This is a genomic window from Vibrio sp. Hal054 (genome assembly GCF_037162405.1).
In the GTDB taxonomy this organism is placed as follows: domain Bacteria; phylum Pseudomonadota; class Gammaproteobacteria; order Enterobacterales; family Vibrionaceae; genus Vibrio; species Vibrio diazotrophicus.
This window is the reverse complement of record NZ_JARLUT010000001.1, coordinates 1867785-1887451: the sequence shown is the minus strand read 5'-3', so window position 1 is coordinate 1887451 and position 19667 is coordinate 1867785. Positions and strand designations below refer to the sequence as shown.

The following is a 19667-nucleotide window of genomic DNA, read 5'->3' as shown; positions in this document are numbered from 1 at the left end:
GAAAACCTAATAAAAAACGCCTTCTTAAAAGAAGGCGTTTTTGTTTCTAATCACACAAGGTTTAAAGGTAATAAACCTCAAACGAAGTTGTATTTGTTAACTTAAATAAGCCTTACTAACAGACACACACTGATTAACGACGTCAGAAATGGAACCCGTGATATCAATTTGATGAGTATTTGGTTCTTGTGATGAAGGCACTTCAAGAGTAGCGAATTGGCTGTCGAGCAGTGACAGCGGCATAAAGTGCCCTTCACGGTTTTGCATTCGTTGTGCGATGACTTCTCTGTCGGCATGAAGATGCAGGAACACCACATTGTTGTTGTCTTCGCGGATTTTGTCGCGATAGGTCTGCTTTAGTGCCGAGCACACTATCACGCCGATTTCGTTTTTCTTTTCGATGCTAAAAGCAGAATCACGGACTCGTTCTAGCCAAGGGGCTCGGTCATCATCATTCAGTGCCTGACCTTGAGACATCTTAATTACATTGGCTTTAGGATGCAGATCGTCACCATCAATAAACTTACCGTTAATGGCTTTTGCGAAGTGCTCACCTACGGTTGATTTACCCGTGCAGCATACGCCCATGATGATGAACACCGCGGAATGTTGGTTTTTGTTATCGCTCATAGTTTGACTCAAATTGATTTTAGTTTTTGTTAGAGGCTTGATTGATGAGGCTGGAACATAGGTCAGAGTGATTATTTCTGACCTATGTGGTGGTTCTTAGGTTGGATTGCTAGCGATGGAAAATGCGAACAATCACCTCGTAAGTTTTGCCCGCAGCAATATTTTCAATCACGTTCGAAGACAGCCGGTTGCCGTCTACAAAAATGCCTGCTTCACTGTCACTGCTTACTGTTTGGTATTCAACATCGAATGTGGCACCACGGAACTGACGCAATACATGAGCATGTTTCCAGTCAGAAGGTAATTGCGGTGCAATCACAAGACCTTGTTGGCAGCCTTTCAAGCCAAATAGCTCTTCAATCACTAAGCGGTAGTACCAAGCACCTGTACCTGTATTAAACAGGTTGCTTGAGCGTCCTGCGGTTTCAGGGAACTGGTAGTATGCGCCGCGATAGTAGTTTGGAATGTATACAGGTAGCTGACCTCGTTGAGCAAAGGACTCATTTTCTGGATCGGCTAACATCTTTCTCAGAGTTTTAAAGGCTCTGTCGGACTGCTTAATGTTGTACATACTCGCAGCATAAAAAGCCGCGGCATGGTTATAAACAGAACCATTTTCGCCGGAACCAGGCCATTTTTGGGTCACACGGCCAACATCTTCTCGCATAGCCGTAAATGCAGGTGCGCATAGCATCACACCATAAGGCGTATCCAACTGTTCATCGACGGCCTTGAGCATTCGTGCGGTTTGTTGTTCATTAGGCATATTGGCTAGGAAAGCCCAACTTTGCGTATTTAAGAAGATACGTCCTTCTTTGTCCTGTGGAACACCAAAGGTCACACCATCGTCAGTGATACCACGAGCATACCAGTCGCCTTGCCATAAATACTCGTCGGCAATAACTGCTAGCTCATCGACGGTTTGCTGGAATTGCTCGATTTTCTCGCTGTGATTAACACCGCGTGATTGGCGAATCCAAGATTGCAGAGCAAAACTTAATGCTTGGGTTAACCAGCCTGAAACTCCTTTGCCTTTGTAACCCACCATGTTCATTGGGTCACACCAATCTCCCTGCGCAATATAAGGCAAGCCGCGTTCATCACGGGCGTGACACATATATTCCATGGCAAGGTTCATGTGCTCCAATACGCTGCTCTTCTCATCAGAATCCGCCCAAGGGACAGGTTCATCCAGCAGCGCCCAATCATTGGTTTCATTCAAATAGGCTTCAAGAATGAGTGTTAACCAGACTGAGTGGTCAGTATGAGGGATCTGGTTGATATATTTTAATTCGGCTTCTGGTGTTAACAGAATACCGTCAGGCATTTCGCCGTCGCGTTTCTGCTGTGACAGAGAAGTGAGAATAACCTGTTTAGTCTCTTGGCTGTTTACATAAGCCATGCCCATGCCATCTTGCAAATAGTTACGTGTTTGTGGGTCAGTGGTTAATCGATGCGTATCCCCGTGGTAGAACACTTGACGAGGCAGCCAGTTATTAACGAACTGATCAAAGATTTTGTCCGGTGTTGATACCTGCAACACCCCTTTACCTGACTCAATATAACTCTCGTAGCGAGCGACAGTCTGGTTCTTATTCGCACCCAGAGTCTGTTCTAGGGTGTGGCTGATCTCCGCTTTATTCAATGCAGGGCCGAATACAAAGTTAAACTCTTGTTCTTCTTCAGATTGCAGGTCTAATGCAAACTGCATAATGGACGCAGGCATTTCATAGTAGTTTGCTTGATCGCTTAATGAACTACCTTGTTGAAGGGCGGTTGGATTATGTAAACCACCTTGTCCTTCGAAACGAGGAATGCTGGTTTCAAAATGAGTCGGGCGTACATCACAGGCGAAGTATGTGATGTCTTTAAGATGTTTGTTCTTTTCGTAGTCTTCAAGCTTTTGATATGGCGTGATCGAGGTACAAACGATTGAATTCAGCGTCTCATCATAGTGAGCCGCCATGTTCATCCAAGACATATAGCCAACCGGAAAGTAAGGGACGAGCGAAATTTTTCTCGTCTTACTATCACGATTCACAACCTTGACCTTCCAAAGCTCAGCAACAAAATCGGCGCTAAGGGTCAGCGTCATTTCCATTTCGATACCCAAGTGCTTGATATGCCACTTAATATCATTGAGTCCTGGTAGGAACTGATAGCTATCCAATTCTTTCTTCATTGGTGCAAAAGGCGCTGAGAACATTTCACCACTTTCATCATCTCTCAGATAGAAAAAGCGACCAGGATGGTGAGCGAAATATGGTTGCTCTGGCTGCATAAAACTGATGGCAGCCATGTTCGGGTTGTGAGCGTATTTTTTAGGCTCAGGATTCATATATTGAGCTACAGCGTAACCTTGACAATTCACATGAATCATCATCTTCTTATTCCATAAATATCCCGCGCTGTTGGGTACTAGAGTTGGGTCATCTAGTAAGAAGCGTTTGCCGGAGTCAATATAGTGTGTCATTCAATAGCCCTCTGAAATACTACTTAGTTTTCAACTGTTTTACTGAGTGTGTTGAATTGCGGATGGATAGCGTCGGTTCAAAACGAGTCTTTATCGGGAGCGATTCGCCGTAACATAAATTGAGAATTTGATGGCAAGCATTGATAGAGATTTCTTCTAGTGGAATGCGCACACTGGTTAGCGATGGTGAGGCATATTCTGCCAAGTCAATATCGTCATAACCAATCACCGATACCTGCTTACCGACTACGATACCTTGTTCGTTCAGTGTGGAAATTGCCGCCATGGCGCTGTTGTCGTTACCGCAAAATAGAGCGGTAAATGGAATGCCTTTATCAATCAAACGTTGAGTGGCAGCACGACCCAGTTCAAAACTGTAGCCGCCGGATTCAATTAACTCTGGTTTCACCTCAATGCCAGATTCCGCTAGTCGATCTATGAAGCCCTGATGACGGCTGATGGCATCTTGTGCATTCATACGTCCAGTGACGATGGCAATTTCAGTGTGGCCCAGTTCAATGAGGTGTTCAGCCGCTAGGCGACCACCTTGGTAATGATTGGCGCAGAAGGTCTTATCTATTAACTCTTCGATATCACGGTTAATAAACACAACTTTAGGGTAGCGAGCTTCGATCTTCGCTAACTGGATAACAGATAGCTCAGGGCAGGACATCAAAATGCCGTCGCAATCACGTTCAATCAAGTAATCGAGGCACTTGATTCGCTCTTCATCGTTTTGCGCATCTTCAGCGTTGGCCAGAATGATGTGCTTGTCCCGTTTGCGTAGTTCTCGTTCTATGGTCTGCAACATTTTTCTATGAAATGAGCCAGAGAAAGAGGGCACCCAAAGGCCAACAATATCTGAACGCTTTGACGACAATGAGCGCGCCATACTATTTGGGCGATAGTTTAATTCAGCCATAGCTGCAGCGATTTTTTTGGCTGTTTTGGGTGAAACAGAAGCGTTTCCAGATAGATGTCTGGAAACGGTTCCGACTCCGACTCCAGCTAACTTAGCTACATCTTTTATAGTCGCCATAGATCTCTACTCACTTACCTAAAGTACTGCTTTAAGCCCATGGTAGAGCCATATTTTGCATATTTACAGATTTTTTTGCCTAAAACCATTAATTTATGCAATTAGTGATCAAATCCTCATATTGATATATTTAATAAAAGATCTTCTAGAAGAGTCCAATATATAGATATATAAAATATAAAAATGGAATCGATTCCATTTTGAACCATTAAGATTCAGCGTTAATTATTATTAATAGACACAATAACGAACTCTAAAGGTACCCCCAATGATTAAGAAACTTACTCTGGCTGCCGCCATAACCCTCGCTACCACGCCAGCTTTTGCTAAGGAAGAAGCAGAAGTTATGCACTGGTGGACTTCCGGCGGCGAATCCGCAGCGATCAAAGTCTTGGCTGATTCATTTGAAGCTCAAGGTGGAACTTGGAAAGATAGCGCAGTAGCGGGTGGTTCAAATGCTCGTAGCGCGGCAATCAACCGTATGATTGGTGGTTCCCCAACGACAGCTGCTCTATTTAATACTTCTCAGCAGTACCACGAGATGATCGCAGAAGACATGCTGAACAACATCGATGAAGTAGCGAAAGCCAATAACTGGGAATCAATCTTGCCGCAACCAACGTTGAATGCCATCAAAGTTAATGGTCATTTCTATGCTGCTCCTGTGAACATTCACATGCCGGGTTGGTTCTGGTATTCAAAAGAGGCGTTTGCTAAAGCAGGTATTGAGAAAGAGCCTACCACTGTTGATGAACTATTTTCTGCTCTAGACAAGCTCAAAGCTGCTGGCTATATCCCTCTGGCTCTTGGTGGTCAAAACTGGCAAGAAAACCTAATGTTCGCCACGGTTCTAAGTAATGTAGGCGGCAAGCAACTTTACCTTGATGCGCTAGGTAAACGTGATAGTGAAACTCTTAATTCAGCTGAGTTTAGAAATGTTGTTGATACTTTCTTGAAACTTAAGCCATACGTAGATACAGGCTCTCCAGGTCGTAACTGGAATGATACAACCAGCCTTGTTATCAACGATAAAGCAGGTATTCAAATCATGGGTGACTGGGCGAAGGGTGAGTTCACTCAAGCCAACAAGATCCCAGGTCAAGATTACGGTTGTTTCCCAGGTTTGGGTGATGATTCTCTTTACATCGTGGGCGGTGACGTATTCGTATTCCCGAAAACCGACGATAAAGGGCAAATCGCAGTTCAAAACAAACTGGTTGAATCAATGCTCAGCCCTGAGACGCAAGTTAAGTTCAACAACCTGAAAGGTTCGATCCCAGTTCGTACCGATATCGATGTTTCAAGCATGGATATTTGTGCACAGAAAGGTGCGGCGATCCTGAAAGTGGCAGAACGTCAGGTACCAGATGGTTCAATGCTGATGGAAGAATATCTGTACGGTTCACTTAAAGATGCAGTGACAGAAGTATGGAACGCGCAAGAGATGACGACAGATAAAGCTGTCACTATCTTTACTCAAGCGCTTCGTGACTAATATTACTTTCACTGACAAGGCGTACGTATGTGCGCCTTTTTAAAGAATGTCTCTCTTATTTTGACTTATCGTGGAGTGCATCGATGAATGTTGCTGCGGTGCAAAGACACCTAAAACGTAACGCACTTGCCTATTTGGCAGCCTTACCCATGGCACTGACCGTGTTGATTGCCTATATGGGCACTATGTTCTGGTCGGTTCGTCTTTCGTTTTCTAGTTCAAGAATGTTGCCTAAAAGTGACTTCGTTGGATTCGCTCAGTATGAGCGACTATTCAGTACTTCCCGCTGGGTGACTTCGCTGGAAAACCTACTGGTCATTGCTTTTTTGTTCCTCGCAATCTGTTTTGTGCTGGGCTTTTTATTGGCTGTTTTTATAGATCAAAAAATCAAAGCTGAGAGCTTCTTCAGAACTGTATTTTTGTTCCCTTATGCCATGTCGTTTATCGTCACTGGATTAGTGTGGCAGTGGATATTTAATCCACAGTTAGGTATCCAAAAAACCATGATCTCTTTGGGGTGGGAGTCTTTCTATTTTGATTGGATTGTTAACCCCGACATGGTGCTTTATACCGTTGTGATTGCTGCGGTGTGGCAAGGCGCTGGTCTTGTCATGGCGCTGCTTCTGGCTGGTCTTCGTGGTATTGATGAAGACTTATGGAAAGCGACCAAAATTGACGGTATCCCAACTTGGCGTGTCTATATCAGCATTATTTTACCTATGCTGCGCCCAATGATTATTACTACTGTCGTTTTACTCTCTATCAGCATCATCAAGATGTATGACGTCGTTGTCGCGATGACTGGCGGAGGCCCCGGTGTGGCAAGTGAAGTTCCAGCTAAGTTCATCATGGATAACCTATTTGAACGCGCCAATATCGGATTGGCGACGGCAGCATCGACCGTGATGCTAACGACTGTCTTGTGCTTAATCGCGCCATTCATCTACTCAAATTACATTAAGAAATAAGGTAGGTAACTTATGTCTGCGACACATTCACCTACAATGAAATTGACTGCATCAGAGCGACCGATGTCAGTCAAAGCACAATGGGGACGCTTTGGTGTTTATGGGTTTTTAATCATTACAGCACTGTTCTTTTTGTTGCCTCTTTACGTGATGCTGGTGACCTCATTTAAAGAACTGGACGAGATTCGTCTATCTTCTATTTTTGCTCTACCGCAAAACTTTTCGTTGGATGCATGGAAAACGGCATGGAGCAGCGCTTGTACTGGCTTGGAGTGTAATGGTCTACAAGTCGGTTTTTGGAACTCAGTCCGTATCTTAATTCCAAGTGTGGTTATCTCAGTGCTATTTGGTGCCATCAATGGATACGCGCTGTCATTTTGGAAAATTAAGGGCGCGAACCTGCTTTTTGCTTGCCTACTGTTAGGCGCATTTATCCCTTATCAAGTGTTTATCTATCCCTTGATTCGAGTTTATGCAGATATTGGTATTTACGGCACATTGACTGGTGTAGTGGTATCTCACGTCATTTTCGGTATGCCAATTATGACGCTGCTGTTTAGAAACTATTACAGCACTCTACCGATGGAACTGTTTAATGCTGCGCGCATAGATGGAGCAGGTTTCTTTAAGGTGTTCTTCAATATCATGCTGCCAATGTCAGTGCCAATTATCATCGTGGCGGTGATCATGCAGGTGACTAATATCTGGAATGACTTCTTAATCGGTTTGGTTTTCGCGGGTAACGACAACCTGCCAATGACCGTTCAACTCAATAACATCGTGAATACAACAACAGGCGAGCGTGCTTATAACGTCAATATGGCCGCTACTATTCTTACATCACTTGTACCGCTAATCATTTATGTCGCTTCAGGGCGTTGGTTTGTTCGTGGTATCGCCTCTGGTGCAGTAAAAGGGTAATTTTATGGGAATCGTAAACATCAGTAAGCTCGACATCAGTTATGAGTCGACAAAAATCGTTAAGCAGTTAGACCTAGTTATTGATGATGGTGAGTTTCTCGTATTGCTTGGCCCTTCAGGCTGCGGGAAATCTACGCTACTTAATGCGATCGGTGGTTTGATTGATACCAGTGGCGGAAGCATCCATTTTGATGGCAAAGACGTGACTTGGGCGGATCCAAAAGACCGTGGCATTGGCATGGTATTCCAGTCTTATGCGCTGTATCCAACTATGAGCGTTGAGAAAAACATGTCTTTCGGGTTGCGCATTGCAGGCGTAGATAAAGCGACTATCGATAAGAAAGTTGCTTGGGCTGCCAAATTGTTGCAACTAGAGCCTTTACTGAAGCGTAAGCCGTCAGCACTTTCAGGCGGACAACGCCAACGTGTTGCGATAGGTCGAGCCTTAGTTCGCGATGCGGATATTTATCTGTTTGATGAGCCTTTATCGAATCTAGATGCGAAACTACGTGCGGAATTAAGGTTAGAAATCAAGAAACTACATAAGACGCTCAAATCAACAATGATCTATGTTACACACGATCAAATTGAGGCGTTGACTCTAGCTGACCGCATTGCAGTAATGAAAGACGGTATTATTCAGCAACTGGATACCCCTCATAATGTCTACAACAAGCCACAAAACCTGTTTGTTGCGACATTCTTAGGTTCTCCAGCAATGAACTGCATTAAAGGGCATCTAAGCGTAAATGCGGATAAAGTGCTTTTTAAATCAGCAGATTTGAACATTGATGTGAGTGGATACCCGTTTGTTGAACAGCCTGTAGATGGTGCCGCAGTGACGTTAGGTGTTCGTCCTGAACACTTAATTGCAGAGCTTAATGAAGACGCCTCCGACAACGTTATTCAAGGGGTAGTGGAGTTGGTCGAGCCGATGGGTTCTGATACCTTGGTGTGGACCAAGTTTACCGAGCAGCACACTCTGTCTCACCGAGTGACATCAGAAGACCAACTTTCTGTAGGCGATTCATTCAAAGTGAAAGTTGAAGCAACCAAATGCTCGATTTTTGATACTCAGTCGACTCAGCGTCTGTAAAGCCGCTGCGCTGAAAAGTCTGTGACGCCTTACTCTTTCTGTTACTCAATGGAAAGCTAGGCTAAGGTTTAGATTATACGTGCTAAACCTTAAACTCGTAGATAACTTGGAGAAGCTGGCTTCAGTCGGCTTCTTCATTTTGCTTTTTGGGAACAAAAAATAACAGGGAACATCTATGTCTGAAACTACCTTTAACTGGGGGATTATTGCCCCTGGCCGAATAGCTCACAACTTTGCCAAAGCCCTTAAAGTGGTACCCAATGCAAGTTTGTATGCGGTAGCCAGCTCTAACCTAGAGCGAGCGAAAACCTTCGCCCAAGAGTACGATTGCGAGCATGCCTACGACGACTACCAAACTCTGATTGATGATCCTCAAGTTGATGCTATCTACATAGCAAATCCACATCGCTTTCACTTTGAGTGTGCAAAAAAATGCCTGATAGCGGGTAAGCCGGTACTGTGTGAAAAACCCATCACCGTCAATGAAGCACAAGTTCAAGAATTGGTAGAGTTAGCGCAGAAGCATCAAACCTTTTTGATGGAAGCGGTCTGGACTCGCTTTTTGCCAGTTTGGCAGCAAGTGAAACTGTGGCTTGACGAACAGCGTATTGGCGAATTGCGCGTATTGAGTTCTTCCTTCTCATTTAATGTTCCGCGTGATGAGAATGACCGCTTGTTAAACAATGAACTTGCTGGTGGTGCCTTGCTTGATACGGGGATTTACAACCTCACCATGTCGCAGTTTGTATTGCAGCGTGAGCCAAGCTCAATCGTCGCCAATGGCTTGATCGGCGAAACCAATGTGGATGAGCGTACAAGCGTGATTCTTGATTACGATGGCATAGCCAGTCAGTTCACGTGTGGACTCAATGCCACTTTGGACAACAGCTTTACCATTTATGGCAGTAACGGAAACATTGCCGTTGATTCTATGTTCTGGGGGGCAACCAAAGCAGTTCTCAAAGTTAAAGGCGAAGAAGAGCAGGGGATAGAGTTACCTTTCAGAGCAACAGGGTTTGAATATCAAATCGAAGAGGTGATGAACTGCATTGCTCAAGGCAAACTGCAAAGTGACGTTATCAGCTGGCAGAACAGTATTAATACCATGAAAACCATGGATGAAATTCGCCGACAAATTGGTCTCGAATACCCTTTCTTAAACCGTGATTAGTCGCTTCAATACCGTCAGCTAGGCGGCAGTGCAAAAAACACTTAAAAGATAACTTCCAACACTCGGCCAGCTATTTAAACGCTGGCCGAGTGTTTTCTATTTAAAGTGTAATAGCACGAACTCGATGAACAGACGCACTCGCATTGGCAGGTTGTCGCGGTCGCGATACAGCATGTGTAATGTGCGGGCTTTACTACTCCAGTCGGGTAGCACGTGATTCATTTCACCCTGAGCTATCATAGGTAGCGCAAAGTAATCTGGCACGTATCCGATACCCAACCCTGTTTTGATGGCGTGAGTTAGCATTACAATTTCATCCACTTCCAGTCTTACCCCCTTATTCGGGTGGTAATCAAACTCTTCGCCACTCTCTTTGTGTACCAACTGCCAAGGTATCATAGGGCGACAAATGACAGTGGGATGACCGGACAACTTATCTGGTGTGGTTATTCCGGAAATATCATAGTCAGGATGAGAGCACAAAATGAAGTGGATGTGCTTTAACGGCCTTGCAATCCAGTTGTCGACCACAGTGTTTCCGACTCTAAACACCACGTCCATGCCTTCCGCTTCAATATCAATCAAGGTGTTGGAAAAACTAAGATCTAGCTGAATATCGGGATATTTCAGCAAGAACTCATAAAAAATGGCACGCAGAAACTGAGAGCCTGCATTGATGGGGGCGGAAATGCGGATTTTTCCTTGAGGCTGATACTTATCCCGATGCAGATCTTCGTCAATATCGTTGAGTTCATCAAACAGGGCGACCGAGCGTTGAAAATATTGCTCACCGATATTGGTCAGAACGACGCGATGAGCGTCGCGATTAAGAAGACGAAGTTGCAAATCGGTTTCCAGCTGTCGGATGCGGCGACTCAAAGTTGAGAGCGGCATACTCAAAGACTGGGCAGCGTCTTTGAAACTGCCCAAACGTGCTACAGTACAAAAACAGCGCAGGTCGTCTAACGAATAGCTTGGTTTCATTATTGGCATTTACCGTCTTGTTATTGCTTGTTTATCCAACTATTGAAATCAATACACTAAGGAATACATTTTGACAAGTCATCTGGAGTGACGATGAAATCTGATTCAACGATGAAAGCAGTGATCCTTCTTATTATCTGTACCTTCTTTTGGGGTAGTTGCTTTCCAATTGGCAAACACGTTTTAGAGGAAGTTCATGCTCTTACTTTGGTGTTCTGGCGCTTCGTTATTGCGGCCTTGTGTCTGGCTGTCTATCTCAAGGCAGTGCGCATACCCAAATTGAACTTGAGTTCGAATCAATGGGTTTGGGTTATCGCCGTCAGCGCCGTGGGAATAGGGGGCTTGAACCTCGGTTTGTTTACAGGCTTGGCTTCTACTAATGCCACTAACGGCTCATTAATTATGGCGCTTAGTCCTTTGATGACCTCTCTTATCGCCTGTGTTGCGTTGCGAACTCTGCCGTCTGCTATGCAGTGTTTTAGCCTGCTGGTCAGTTTGACGGGTGTTCTGATGGTGATCACCAACGGACATTTTGAGGCGCTATTTTCAATGCAAATCAACCATGGTGATAAGCTGATATTCTTCGGAATGCTGGCTTGGAGTTTCTACACATACTTCAGCCAAGGCATCAGTCGTTGGATGCCAGTGATCCCTTATACTTTCGTTGGCATGTTAAGTGGGGCTGCAGTTATTGGTGTGATGTGTTTGGCAACGCCAGAGGTGCATCCATTTGCCGAGTTATGGAATAGCTCTTTCTTGGGTATATCAGAAGTATTGTATATAGGGGTATTTGGCACCGTTGCTGGTTATCTGCTGTGGCTAAACGGTGTGCGACACTTAGGTTCTGCCAATGCGGCACTGTTTTTCAACTTTGTACCCATCTTCTCTGTATTGACCTCGTATATGCTCGGTCAAGCGGTGACAGAATTACAACTGCTTGGTATTGCCATCGTGATTACAGGCCTATTGCTGCCACGTATTTCACTGTTTAAACGCGAATCTAAAACCTGCTCAGAATCTTAGGTGGGAAGACAACCATTTCAATCATAAAGGCGGAAACCTCCGCCTTTATCGTTCACCCAGCTTGTGATTTTTCTTACTTAACTCAATGCTCAAAGCGTTAAACAAGCTTAATGTGTATAAGATTCAGAATATCGCTTAAAAATTAAGCCCTAGCACTTTGCAAACGAGAAGGCATTTTTGCCGGATTTCTTCACCTTATACATAGCATCATCGGCAATCTTCAGCAGATCTTTCAGGTTATCAGCATCTTCCGGATATGAAGCGATACCGATGCTGGCATTCACCTTAACCATTCCACTAGGCAGCGAAATAGGCTCAGCTAAACTACTCAGCGTACGCTTAGCAATACTCTCTGTATCGTTGGCTCCGAGTTGAAGTATGACAAACTCATCACCACCGACACGAGCCAAAATATCCGATTGGCGAATTACAGACTTAATACGCTGTGCAACAATTTTTAGTACTTCATCCCCAATATCATGGCCATGTTTATCATTGATCTGCTTAAACCCATCAAGGTCAATAAACAGTGCTCGCACACTTTCTCCATGTATCGTGGCATCGTTCAAAAACTGCTTTGCGGCTTCTTGCATATGATGCAGGCTAGAAACTTGAGTCAAAGTATCGGTCATGGCGATATGGTGTAAGTTTTCATGTGCCTGTTCTAGTTCCACTAATGCTTCATAAAGTTCGGTCACATCATACTCAACCACCAGCAACAAAAACTCTCCAGTTAAAGGGTGGCGAGTGCGTCTAATATCAAGTGAATGCTGACGATCACCTTCGGCCGTGCGCATAATGTAATCCCAACGACCGCCTTTTTCCTCGATTGCCTTCGCCAGACATTCTCGCCCCTGTTCTGGAGAGACGAAACGCGCCACGAACACACTCTGTCCTTCGGGTATTGGTTTGCTGTGTAAATGGGCATAAGTTTCTGTGGCGGCTGGATTTTCAATTACGATTTCGCCAGCATCAGTAAAGGTGGTAGCAGCGACTCGTGTATAACGCATCGCTTCTACCAACAATAAGTTTTCGGGCTGCTGGCCCAATTCCACTTTTTCGTTAATAAAAGCAATGATTCCACGATGCTTTTCAGGCCCCAATAACACTGCTCTGTGCATCATAAAGACAGTTTTGGGTTTTCCGTTTGGGTAGGTTGTCCATGGATCTATAGTTAGACCGTTTTTAGCCGCCAGCTCAAATGTCTGCGCCGTTCTATCCTTTGCACCTTGAGTGTCACCAGAGAGGTCTTTATCAATAAGTTGTTGAACATTCTCTAAACCCCAAAAGTCGACGGCGGCCTGATTTCCCCACCACCAACCATGCTTATCAAGGTCAAAAAACCACACCACATTAGGAATGAGTTCATACAAAGCTAATTCGTCGTGGCTTTTGATATGGACCAAATGGTCGTAGTTACTTTTGCTTTCCATGCGTTAAGTCAACTCATCTACAATGTCTGAAAACAGTAAAATCATCATATCACTGCATTTGAGAGAGAACAGTAGCTCGGTGCATACCTATCTCACACCATTGATAAATCCCTATTGAGATTAGTGAAATATACATCGAATCTATTCATTACGATGAAGCAGTACTATTTTCGCCAATTTGGCAAAACGCTTTAAAACATCAGGGATACGCCGTTCTAGAACTGTTACAGTAGGCACAATCTAAGTCGAAAATGCCCCATTCTTTGCTAGTAACGACGCTAAGATTTATTGTCGAATATGATTTCGCCTTACTTAATCTTATAGCACTCGCTTCAATCAATGAGCGCTAGTTTTGGATAGTAGATTCAGTACAGCAACACCACATACGATTAATCCAATCCCAACAAATCCCCATGTATCCATTTTCTGTCCATAGGCAAGCCAAGCAATTGCAGTAACAAAAGCCACACCCAAGCCAGCCCATACGGCATATGCTATGCCAACTGGTATCGATTTAAGGGATAACGCTAGAAAGTAGAAAGAAATGCCATAGCCTAAGCAAACTATGAATGAAGGAATTAACTTTGTGAAACCATCTGTAGACTTTAATGTTGTGGTCGCAATCACCTCACCAAGTATTGCAATGGTTAAGAATAGCCAGTTTTTCACCAATATACTCCCAGTCTGATTGGATGAAAGGGCAGTATACTGAGTCTATTAATTAATTATCAGTCTTGTTAAAACACTTATTATCTGCGCAATAATTGCCCCAAAATCATTCAGCACCCGATTCCTGACCATTTTCTCATGTCACTTCTTGACCTGCATTTCCTAATAGCAGATTATGAGCATAGTTGATCATTTGCAACTATATAGACATGATCTGTAATTTGTGAGCATTAGGGAAAATAAGCTTAATATAACAGTATGTTACTGTCATGATATCTGTATTTTCTGAAAATATTATAAAAACGATTCAGTCTGCTGAAAATACACTGTTATAACTAAAGGAAAGTTATTTTGAAATTAAGTGGATATAAGGTAAACCCCAAACATCGTAAACAAAAGCCAAAAGAAGATTGTACGCAATGGCTAGTATCAGAATGGGTTGAACTTAACTTATTTGTAAATGGAAAAAATAATGAATGGATCGATGATAAAAACAATGTATGGTCTATAGAGGGTTTTATAGACAAATGGACAAAATTGGGTACAACAGGTACGAATGATGCGTATATGGCAAAATATGTTGTTGACCATAATGGTGAATGGCATGGTTACCCAGTGTGCCCTGTAAAAGATGCAGATAGACCACCTACTCATATTCTTGATGATTGGAAAGATAGAGGAATCATAAATAAAGCCAAACAAGCAAAAATAAATCGAGGAAGATGGTGACGCTATGAGTTGTTTTAAGGTTAATATCCTTGGTGATTTTGTCGATTCTTATATTTATTCTGGTTATTTATTTGTCGTTGATTCAAATTATAAACTTTCAGTTTATAAATGGAGTGATTTAGTTGGTGATTCGCTACTAGGGGTAGATTCAAAGGATAAAAAATCAATAGAAAGAATAACTAATGATAGTCGAGAAAAGATAAGTTTAAATGTTACTAAAAATATAACAATAAAACAGGAAACGTTAGCAAAGCATTTAACAGATAGTTATGAAATAGGTGTTTGGCCTACGGATATAAATATATTTTCTAATAACTTGTATATTTCTTCTGAATTAGGTGTGACTCATCTGAAATTTGAATACTCTAATGGAACATTGAGTAAAGCAACAAAAATGTTTGATGAAATGGTTTTTACATTGTCACCAAATTCTTTTGGTCGTTTTGCTATAGCTGCGGGGAAATCGGGGGTTTTAAGTTATACACCATTTAGTAGATATTTTAACCGTGACCATATAAAGCCAATAATAGAGTCCACATGTATTGATCTAGATTGGCAATCAACAACCTTATTTGCAGAAGTAAATGATGCGATTGTACGTTGTGATTTTAGTCCAATGCCAGAAAATTCAGACGATTTAACACGAGATGATTATTTTTATTTGGTTAATAGAGTCAAACAAGAGAAACCCAAAACTAACTATTTAGATTCACTTTCTTATGCTTGGGTGGCTGGTAATAAGGTATACGCCATTGGTAAAAATGGTTCTATATATACTGGTTTTACAAATAATTCAGAATTGATAGAGCATAACATTGGTTCATTAGATGCCAATATAGAGCGAGCTAGAACTGCTGCATTTGGAACTATTATTGAGAAAGATAATAAATTGTTAATATTGAGTAAAGGTGCTATTAAAAAGCATGCCGATGGCTTCGTTTCTTGGCGCGTTTTTCCACGAGCCAAAAACTATGCTAATCAACTACATATTATCAGAGATGAATATATAGAATTAGACTTTATTGAAAGCAATGAGAATGACTTATTTAGTTTAGAAACTGATGAGATAGACTTAAAAGGTTAGTGAGTTAAGTGATAACAAGACGAATAAATTGACAAAATATATGTCACGAATTTTGGTACCCAAAATATAGCGCCATATATTTTTGCAACTATTCTCATTCGTTATACACAAAGAGGTAATATGAGCGATATCTGGGTAACAATAATTACGGGAGGCTTTTCTGGGGCTGCGGTAGTTGTTTTTCTGAGTAAAGCTCTGGTGAATAATGCGTTTAAGAAATCCTTGGCGCATCATCAACATGAGTTAGATTTACGAAAACAGTCTTTACAGACTGAGTTAAGCATCAATGCGGAGCATCTAAAGCTAAAGTTTTCTCAATATGAAGAATCCAAAAAATCAGCTTTAGAAAAAATATATGCCGCAGTCGCGAAAACTAGTATCCCTAGGGCTAAGCTGAAAAATAACTATAATTTTGAGGCGGCAGATAACTTTCAAGCAGCGTATTTTGACGCATTTAAAGAAAAATTTGATGCTTTTGACTTATCTTTCAAGAAGATATCATCGGCTTATGAGTGCTTAGAGGATAATGCTATATATGTTGATGATAAAACTGAGCTTTTGGTATCTGAGTGTTTGTCGAAGATATTGGCAAGTTATTTAAAAAGCCACGCTACACTGAAGTCTCACCATGTCGTGGCTCAAAATCTGTTTAAGTCAGGTCAACTGACCACCGACTCCGCCCCAATTGACTTTTCAAATTTTAGTGACCAAGTTCAAGCAAATTGGCAAGGGTTAGCTGCCGAGCCTAAGAGAGTACTAAAAAATACAATCCGGGATCTTCTCACTCCGAACAATTGTGTATAACAAACGATCAAGGAATCAACCTACTTTTCCTAATCTGACAGAAACGAGTCAGGGCAATAGCTCTAACTCACTTTTGTCCAAAACCCACTCACCATACAAAAAAGCCAGAGAATTAATCTCTGGCTTTGTGTTTTGGGAGAAGGGGAGTGTTTACTCTTCTTTGGCTCCAAAATGTTTGGCGGCGTAAGCAACACGCTCTTCTGCTGATGGGTAAATCATCGGCGTACCTAGGCTTTCAATATGTTGCAGACGAGGCAGAAGACCAGCACCGTTGGCGATTTGAATCGCTAGGCCGGGGCGGGCGTTAAGTTCTAACACCATAGGACCTTCTTCTTTGTCGAGCACCATATCTGTACCCATATAACCAAGACCCGTCATTTCCCAAGCACTTGCCGCAAGAGTTAACAAGCGTTGCCAGTGTGGTACCTGAAGTGTATTCAGCTCTTTACCTGTATCAGGGTGAAGTGTGACTGGGCGGTTGAACTGAACCGCACGTACCGCTTTACCCGACGCAATATCAATACCCACGCCAACAGCACCTTGGTGCAAGTTCGCTTTACCATCAGAAGCGGATGTGGAAAGACGCATCATCGCCATTACTGGGTAGCCTTTAAATACGATAATACGTACATCAGGCACACCTTCGTAGCTGAAGCCGTCAAAACAGTCATCAAACTTAATCAGGTTTTCAACCACTGCTACGTCGTTCTTACCACCTAAAGAGAACAAGCCCGCCAGTGCGTTACTCACATGGCGTTCTACGTCTTCTTTGTTGATGGTTGAACCCGACGGTTTGGTATACACGCCATCTTTGTGTGACGTGATAACCAGAATCCCTTTACCGCCGCTACCACGAGCGGGTTTGATAACAAACCCCGGCCAGTCTTTGACCATCTCATGGATATGCTTTACGTCACCTTGGTTGCTCACCACACCAATTAGCTTTGGTACCGTTGCACCCGCTTGTTGAGCAATGAGCTTTGTTTTTAGCTTGTCATCCACCAATGGGTATTTAGAACGGTCGTTGTAGCGACCAATATAAGCGTGGTTACGCTTGTTCATTCCCATAATCCCTTTGCGCTTTAGCTTAAAGGGCGATGTGTATTCTGAGAGATTAAGAAACATATTAATCTCCGTCTACAAGAGGCTTAAATCGACGCAATTCTGTGATGCGGTAACCTGTGTATGTACCTAGTAGCAAGATGATGCCTAGAACAATCAGTTGTAGACCGATGAAGTTAAAGGTCAGATGCTGTACATAAGAGTTGGTCATAGCCAAGTAAATTAATACTGCCGTTAGAAGTGAGCCACCGCCTTGCAGCACGACTTCTTTCGCACCTTCTTCTTCCCAAAGAATAGACATACGTTCGATTGTCCAAGAGAGGATAATCATAGGGAAGAAAGTAATGGTTAAGCCTTCTGTTAAGCCAATCTTGAAGGCGACAACGGTAAAGATAGAAATAATCAGAATTACCGCGATGATTACGGCGGATATCCTCGCTACCAGTAGCAAGTTAAGCTTGGATAGGTAACTTCGAATGATAAGCCCCGTGCCGACGATGAGCAGGAAGCCAACAATACCCGTTGTTAACTGTGTCTGAACGAAGGCAACCGCAATAAGAACAGGCATAAATGTGCCAGATGTCTTTAGACCAATAATTACGCGTAGGAACACAACAATCAGTGCACCAATCGGGATCAGCATGATGGTTTTAAACATCGCTTGCTCTTCAAGCGGCAAGCTGTGAATAGAAAGGTTTAATAGACCGTCAGCTTCAACTTTGTTGTCGGTTGCCTGCTGTGGTGACACTTCTTGAGCGATCATGCTGAAGTGCACTTGGCTATTACGACCACCAATCACATCAAGTAGTGATACGTTCGATTCATCCCAAACAAGTAGGTTTGGATGAGAAGGTTGCGTCCCTGTTTCTGGGTTGAAAAGAACCCATTTCTTGCCATCCCACACTTGGTTCATGTGTTGAATGGTCTGGCGACGACGCCCATCTTCAAGATGAATAACACCCACGACTTTGTTTGGGATCTGAGCATAAGAAAGTAGCTTTTCCGCCGCTTCTACTTTACTCATCTTATTGGTAAGTAGTGCCGCGTTTTGGCTTTCAGAATCGTTCAGATTTTTGATTAATTCGCGCGAGAAAGAGATATCGTCAGCAGAGCGTTCAGTAGCGCGGTTAATCAGTGCAATTGCAGCAGTTTCAACAGGGCCATCAAAAGTCGGTTTGACCACTTCTTGCATTGGAGGAACTGTGGTGACTTTTGCTTGAGGGTCTACAAGGAATTGTGTTTTGTAGTAAATCGTTTGAGGACCTTGAGCTTGTCGGATAGACCATTCAGCGCGTCGCCCAGATTGGTCATTGACATAGGAAACACCGTAACCGGGTGAAGAGGCGGTTTCGCCGATAAGGGTGTATCCATTTTGAGTATGAGGGGCGGCAAGCGAAACCTTAGCTTCTTTACCTAGTGCGTTAAACTCTATCCTAGCTTCAATATCCCAAATCTGGCGGGTTTCTCCTGGGGTCCAAGGTACTCCATAATTTTGATGACGGAGTACACTCAAAGCAATCCCAGCTGCAATCAGTAAAAATACTGATAGATAAAATGGAACTCTTGACGTCATAAGTTACCTTTATTTTTGTTATTAATTTGTCTCTGTGTGAATGTATTTACGACTCACATCCACCACGGCTATATCACGAATAAACTCGCGCCCAAGCAAAACAGGATGGCTCATTTGAGAGCGGTCTGCCAGTGTAAATTCTGTTTTTTCGTTGATGCTACCAATTTTAACCCATAGTTGAACAACTGCACGTCTTTCAGTCTCTTCATTGGTCGATTGGCGAATTCGTACATAACGTACAATTGGTGATTCTATCCAATTCGAATCATCAGGTTTGTTTTCTCCGTCGGATAAATGGAAACGAACCCATTGTTTGCCATTACGTTCAAATTCCGAAATATCAATGGCATTAAGTGAAGAGGTTGCAGCACCAGTATCTACACGGGCATCAAAGATTTGATCAAGCGCTTTTATTTCTACGTGTTCGATTTCACCCAGAACCAACTTATGTTGTGGTTGTGGCTTAGACACAAGTTGCTGTTTAGAGGTTGGAGATTTTTTAACACTTTTCGG

General features: G+C 43.0%; 17 protein-coding genes and 1 pseudogene. 9 read left to right on the top strand and 9 right to left on the bottom strand.

Going from position 1 to position 19667, the window contains the following annotated elements:
• Window positions 1–96 precede the first annotated feature (96 nt).
• The 3 genes from P4S58_RS08750 to P4S58_RS08740 form a co-directional block, all read right to left on the bottom strand.
• Entirely contained in the window at window positions 97–630 is a 534-nt protein-coding gene (locus tag P4S58_RS08750; RefSeq protein ID WP_337163637.1) for a gluconokinase, read from the bottom strand.
• Window positions 631–739: 109 nt separating this feature from the next.
• Window positions 740–3103 (bottom strand): GH36-type glycosyl hydrolase domain-containing protein, encoded by a 2364-nt coding sequence (locus P4S58_RS08745; protein WP_337163635.1) that lies wholly within the window; start codon window positions 3101–3103, stop codon window positions 740–742.
• 19 nt (window positions 3104–3122) lie between these two features.
• Window positions 3123–4142, bottom strand: a complete 1020-nt coding sequence (locus P4S58_RS08740; protein ID WP_042482012.1) for a LacI family DNA-binding transcriptional regulator — start codon at window positions 4140–4142, stop codon at window positions 3123–3125.
• A 268-nt stretch (window positions 4143–4410) separates the two neighbouring features.
• On the opposite strand from P4S58_RS08740, the gene P4S58_RS08735 reads away from it, so the two are divergent.
• The 5 genes from P4S58_RS08735 (at window position 4411) to P4S58_RS08715 (ending at window position 9793) form a co-directional block, all read left to right on the top strand.
• On the top strand, window positions 4411–5637 hold the full coding sequence (locus P4S58_RS08735; protein ID WP_337163634.1) for an ABC transporter substrate-binding protein: 1227 nt from the start codon (window positions 4411–4413) through the stop codon (window positions 5635–5637).
• A gap of 83 nt (window positions 5638–5720) precedes the next feature.
• Window positions 5721–6605 carry a carbohydrate ABC transporter permease gene (locus P4S58_RS08730; RefSeq protein WP_337163633.1) on the top strand — a complete coding sequence of 295 codons (885 nt, stop codon included), beginning with the start codon at window positions 5721–5723 and terminating at the stop codon, window positions 6603–6605.
• A gap of 12 nt (window positions 6606–6617) precedes the next feature.
• The gene (locus P4S58_RS08725; RefSeq protein WP_102953002.1) at window positions 6618–7526 is read left to right on the top strand and encodes a carbohydrate ABC transporter permease; all 909 of its coding nucleotides are present in this window, start codon (window positions 6618–6620) and stop codon (window positions 7524–7526) included.
• A 4-nt stretch (window positions 7527–7530) separates the two neighbouring features.
• Entirely contained in the window at window positions 7531–8622 is a 1092-nt protein-coding gene (locus P4S58_RS08720) for an ABC transporter ATP-binding protein (RefSeq protein WP_337163631.1), read from the top strand.
• 175 nt (window positions 8623–8797) lie between these two features.
• Entirely contained in the window at window positions 8798–9793 is a 996-nt protein-coding gene (locus P4S58_RS08715) for a Gfo/Idh/MocA family protein (protein WP_337163629.1), read from the top strand.
• Window positions 9794–9889: 96 nt separating this feature from the next.
• Here P4S58_RS08715 and P4S58_RS08710 read toward each other — a convergent pair whose 3' ends face one another.
• Window positions 9890–10777 carry a LysR family transcriptional regulator gene (locus P4S58_RS08710; RefSeq protein ID WP_337163628.1) on the bottom strand — a complete coding sequence of 296 codons (888 nt, stop codon included), beginning with the start codon at window positions 10775–10777 and terminating at the stop codon, window positions 9890–9892.
• A gap of 93 nt (window positions 10778–10870) precedes the next feature.
• Here P4S58_RS08710 and P4S58_RS08705 point away from each other — a divergent pair, with 93 nt between their 5' ends.
• Window positions 10871–11800 carry a DMT family transporter gene (locus P4S58_RS08705; protein WP_337163627.1) on the top strand — a complete coding sequence of 310 codons (930 nt, stop codon included), beginning with the start codon at window positions 10871–10873 and terminating at the stop codon, window positions 11798–11800.
• Between the two features lie 149 nt (window positions 11801–11949).
• Here the strand turns inward: P4S58_RS08705 and P4S58_RS08700 are convergent, their stop codons facing one another.
• Window positions 11950–13233, bottom strand: coding sequence for a GGDEF domain-containing protein (locus P4S58_RS08700; RefSeq protein ID WP_337163625.1), 1284 nt, complete (start codon window positions 13231–13233; stop codon window positions 11950–11952).
• 336 nt (window positions 13234–13569) lie between these two features.
• Complete coding sequence (locus P4S58_RS08695) at window positions 13570–13902, bottom strand: DMT family transporter (protein WP_337163624.1); 333 nt, start codon at window positions 13900–13902, stop codon at window positions 13570–13572.
• Window positions 13903–14253: 351 nt separating this feature from the next.
• Between P4S58_RS08695 and P4S58_RS08690 the strand changes: the two genes are divergently transcribed.
• The 3 genes from P4S58_RS08690 (at window position 14254) to P4S58_RS08680 (ending at window position 16519) form a co-directional block, all read left to right on the top strand.
• The gene (locus P4S58_RS08690) at window positions 14254–14631 is read left to right on the top strand and encodes a hypothetical protein (RefSeq protein WP_337163623.1); all 378 of its coding nucleotides are present in this window, start codon (window positions 14254–14256) and stop codon (window positions 14629–14631) included.
• A gap of 4 nt (window positions 14632–14635) precedes the next feature.
• The gene (locus P4S58_RS08685; protein ID WP_337163622.1) at window positions 14636–15715 is read left to right on the top strand and encodes a hypothetical protein; all 1080 of its coding nucleotides are present in this window, start codon (window positions 14636–14638) and stop codon (window positions 15713–15715) included.
• A 120-nt stretch (window positions 15716–15835) separates the two neighbouring features.
• Window positions 15836–16519, top strand: a complete 684-nt coding sequence (locus P4S58_RS08680) for a hypothetical protein (protein ID WP_337163621.1) — start codon at window positions 15836–15838, stop codon at window positions 16517–16519.
• Window positions 16520–16669: 150 nt separating this feature from the next.
• On the opposite strand, the gene P4S58_RS08675 is transcribed toward P4S58_RS08680, so the two are convergent.
• From P4S58_RS08675 to P4S58_RS23690, 3 genes and pseudogenes are all read right to left on the bottom strand, one after another.
• Window positions 16670–17644: an alpha-L-glutamate ligase-like protein gene (locus tag P4S58_RS08675; RefSeq protein WP_042482032.1), complete on the bottom strand. Its 975-nt coding sequence runs from the start codon at window positions 17642–17644 to the stop codon at window positions 16670–16672.
• Between the two features lies 1 nt (window position 17645).
• Window positions 17646–19154, bottom strand: a complete 1509-nt coding sequence (locus P4S58_RS08670; protein ID WP_102953009.1) for an inactive transglutaminase family protein — start codon at window positions 19152–19154, stop codon at window positions 17646–17648.
• A 21-nt stretch (window positions 19155–19175) separates the two neighbouring features.
• Window positions 19176–19604, bottom strand: a pseudogene (locus P4S58_RS23690) (ATP-dependent zinc protease family protein); the annotation flags it as partial.
• Window positions 19605–19667: the final 63 nt, after the last annotated feature.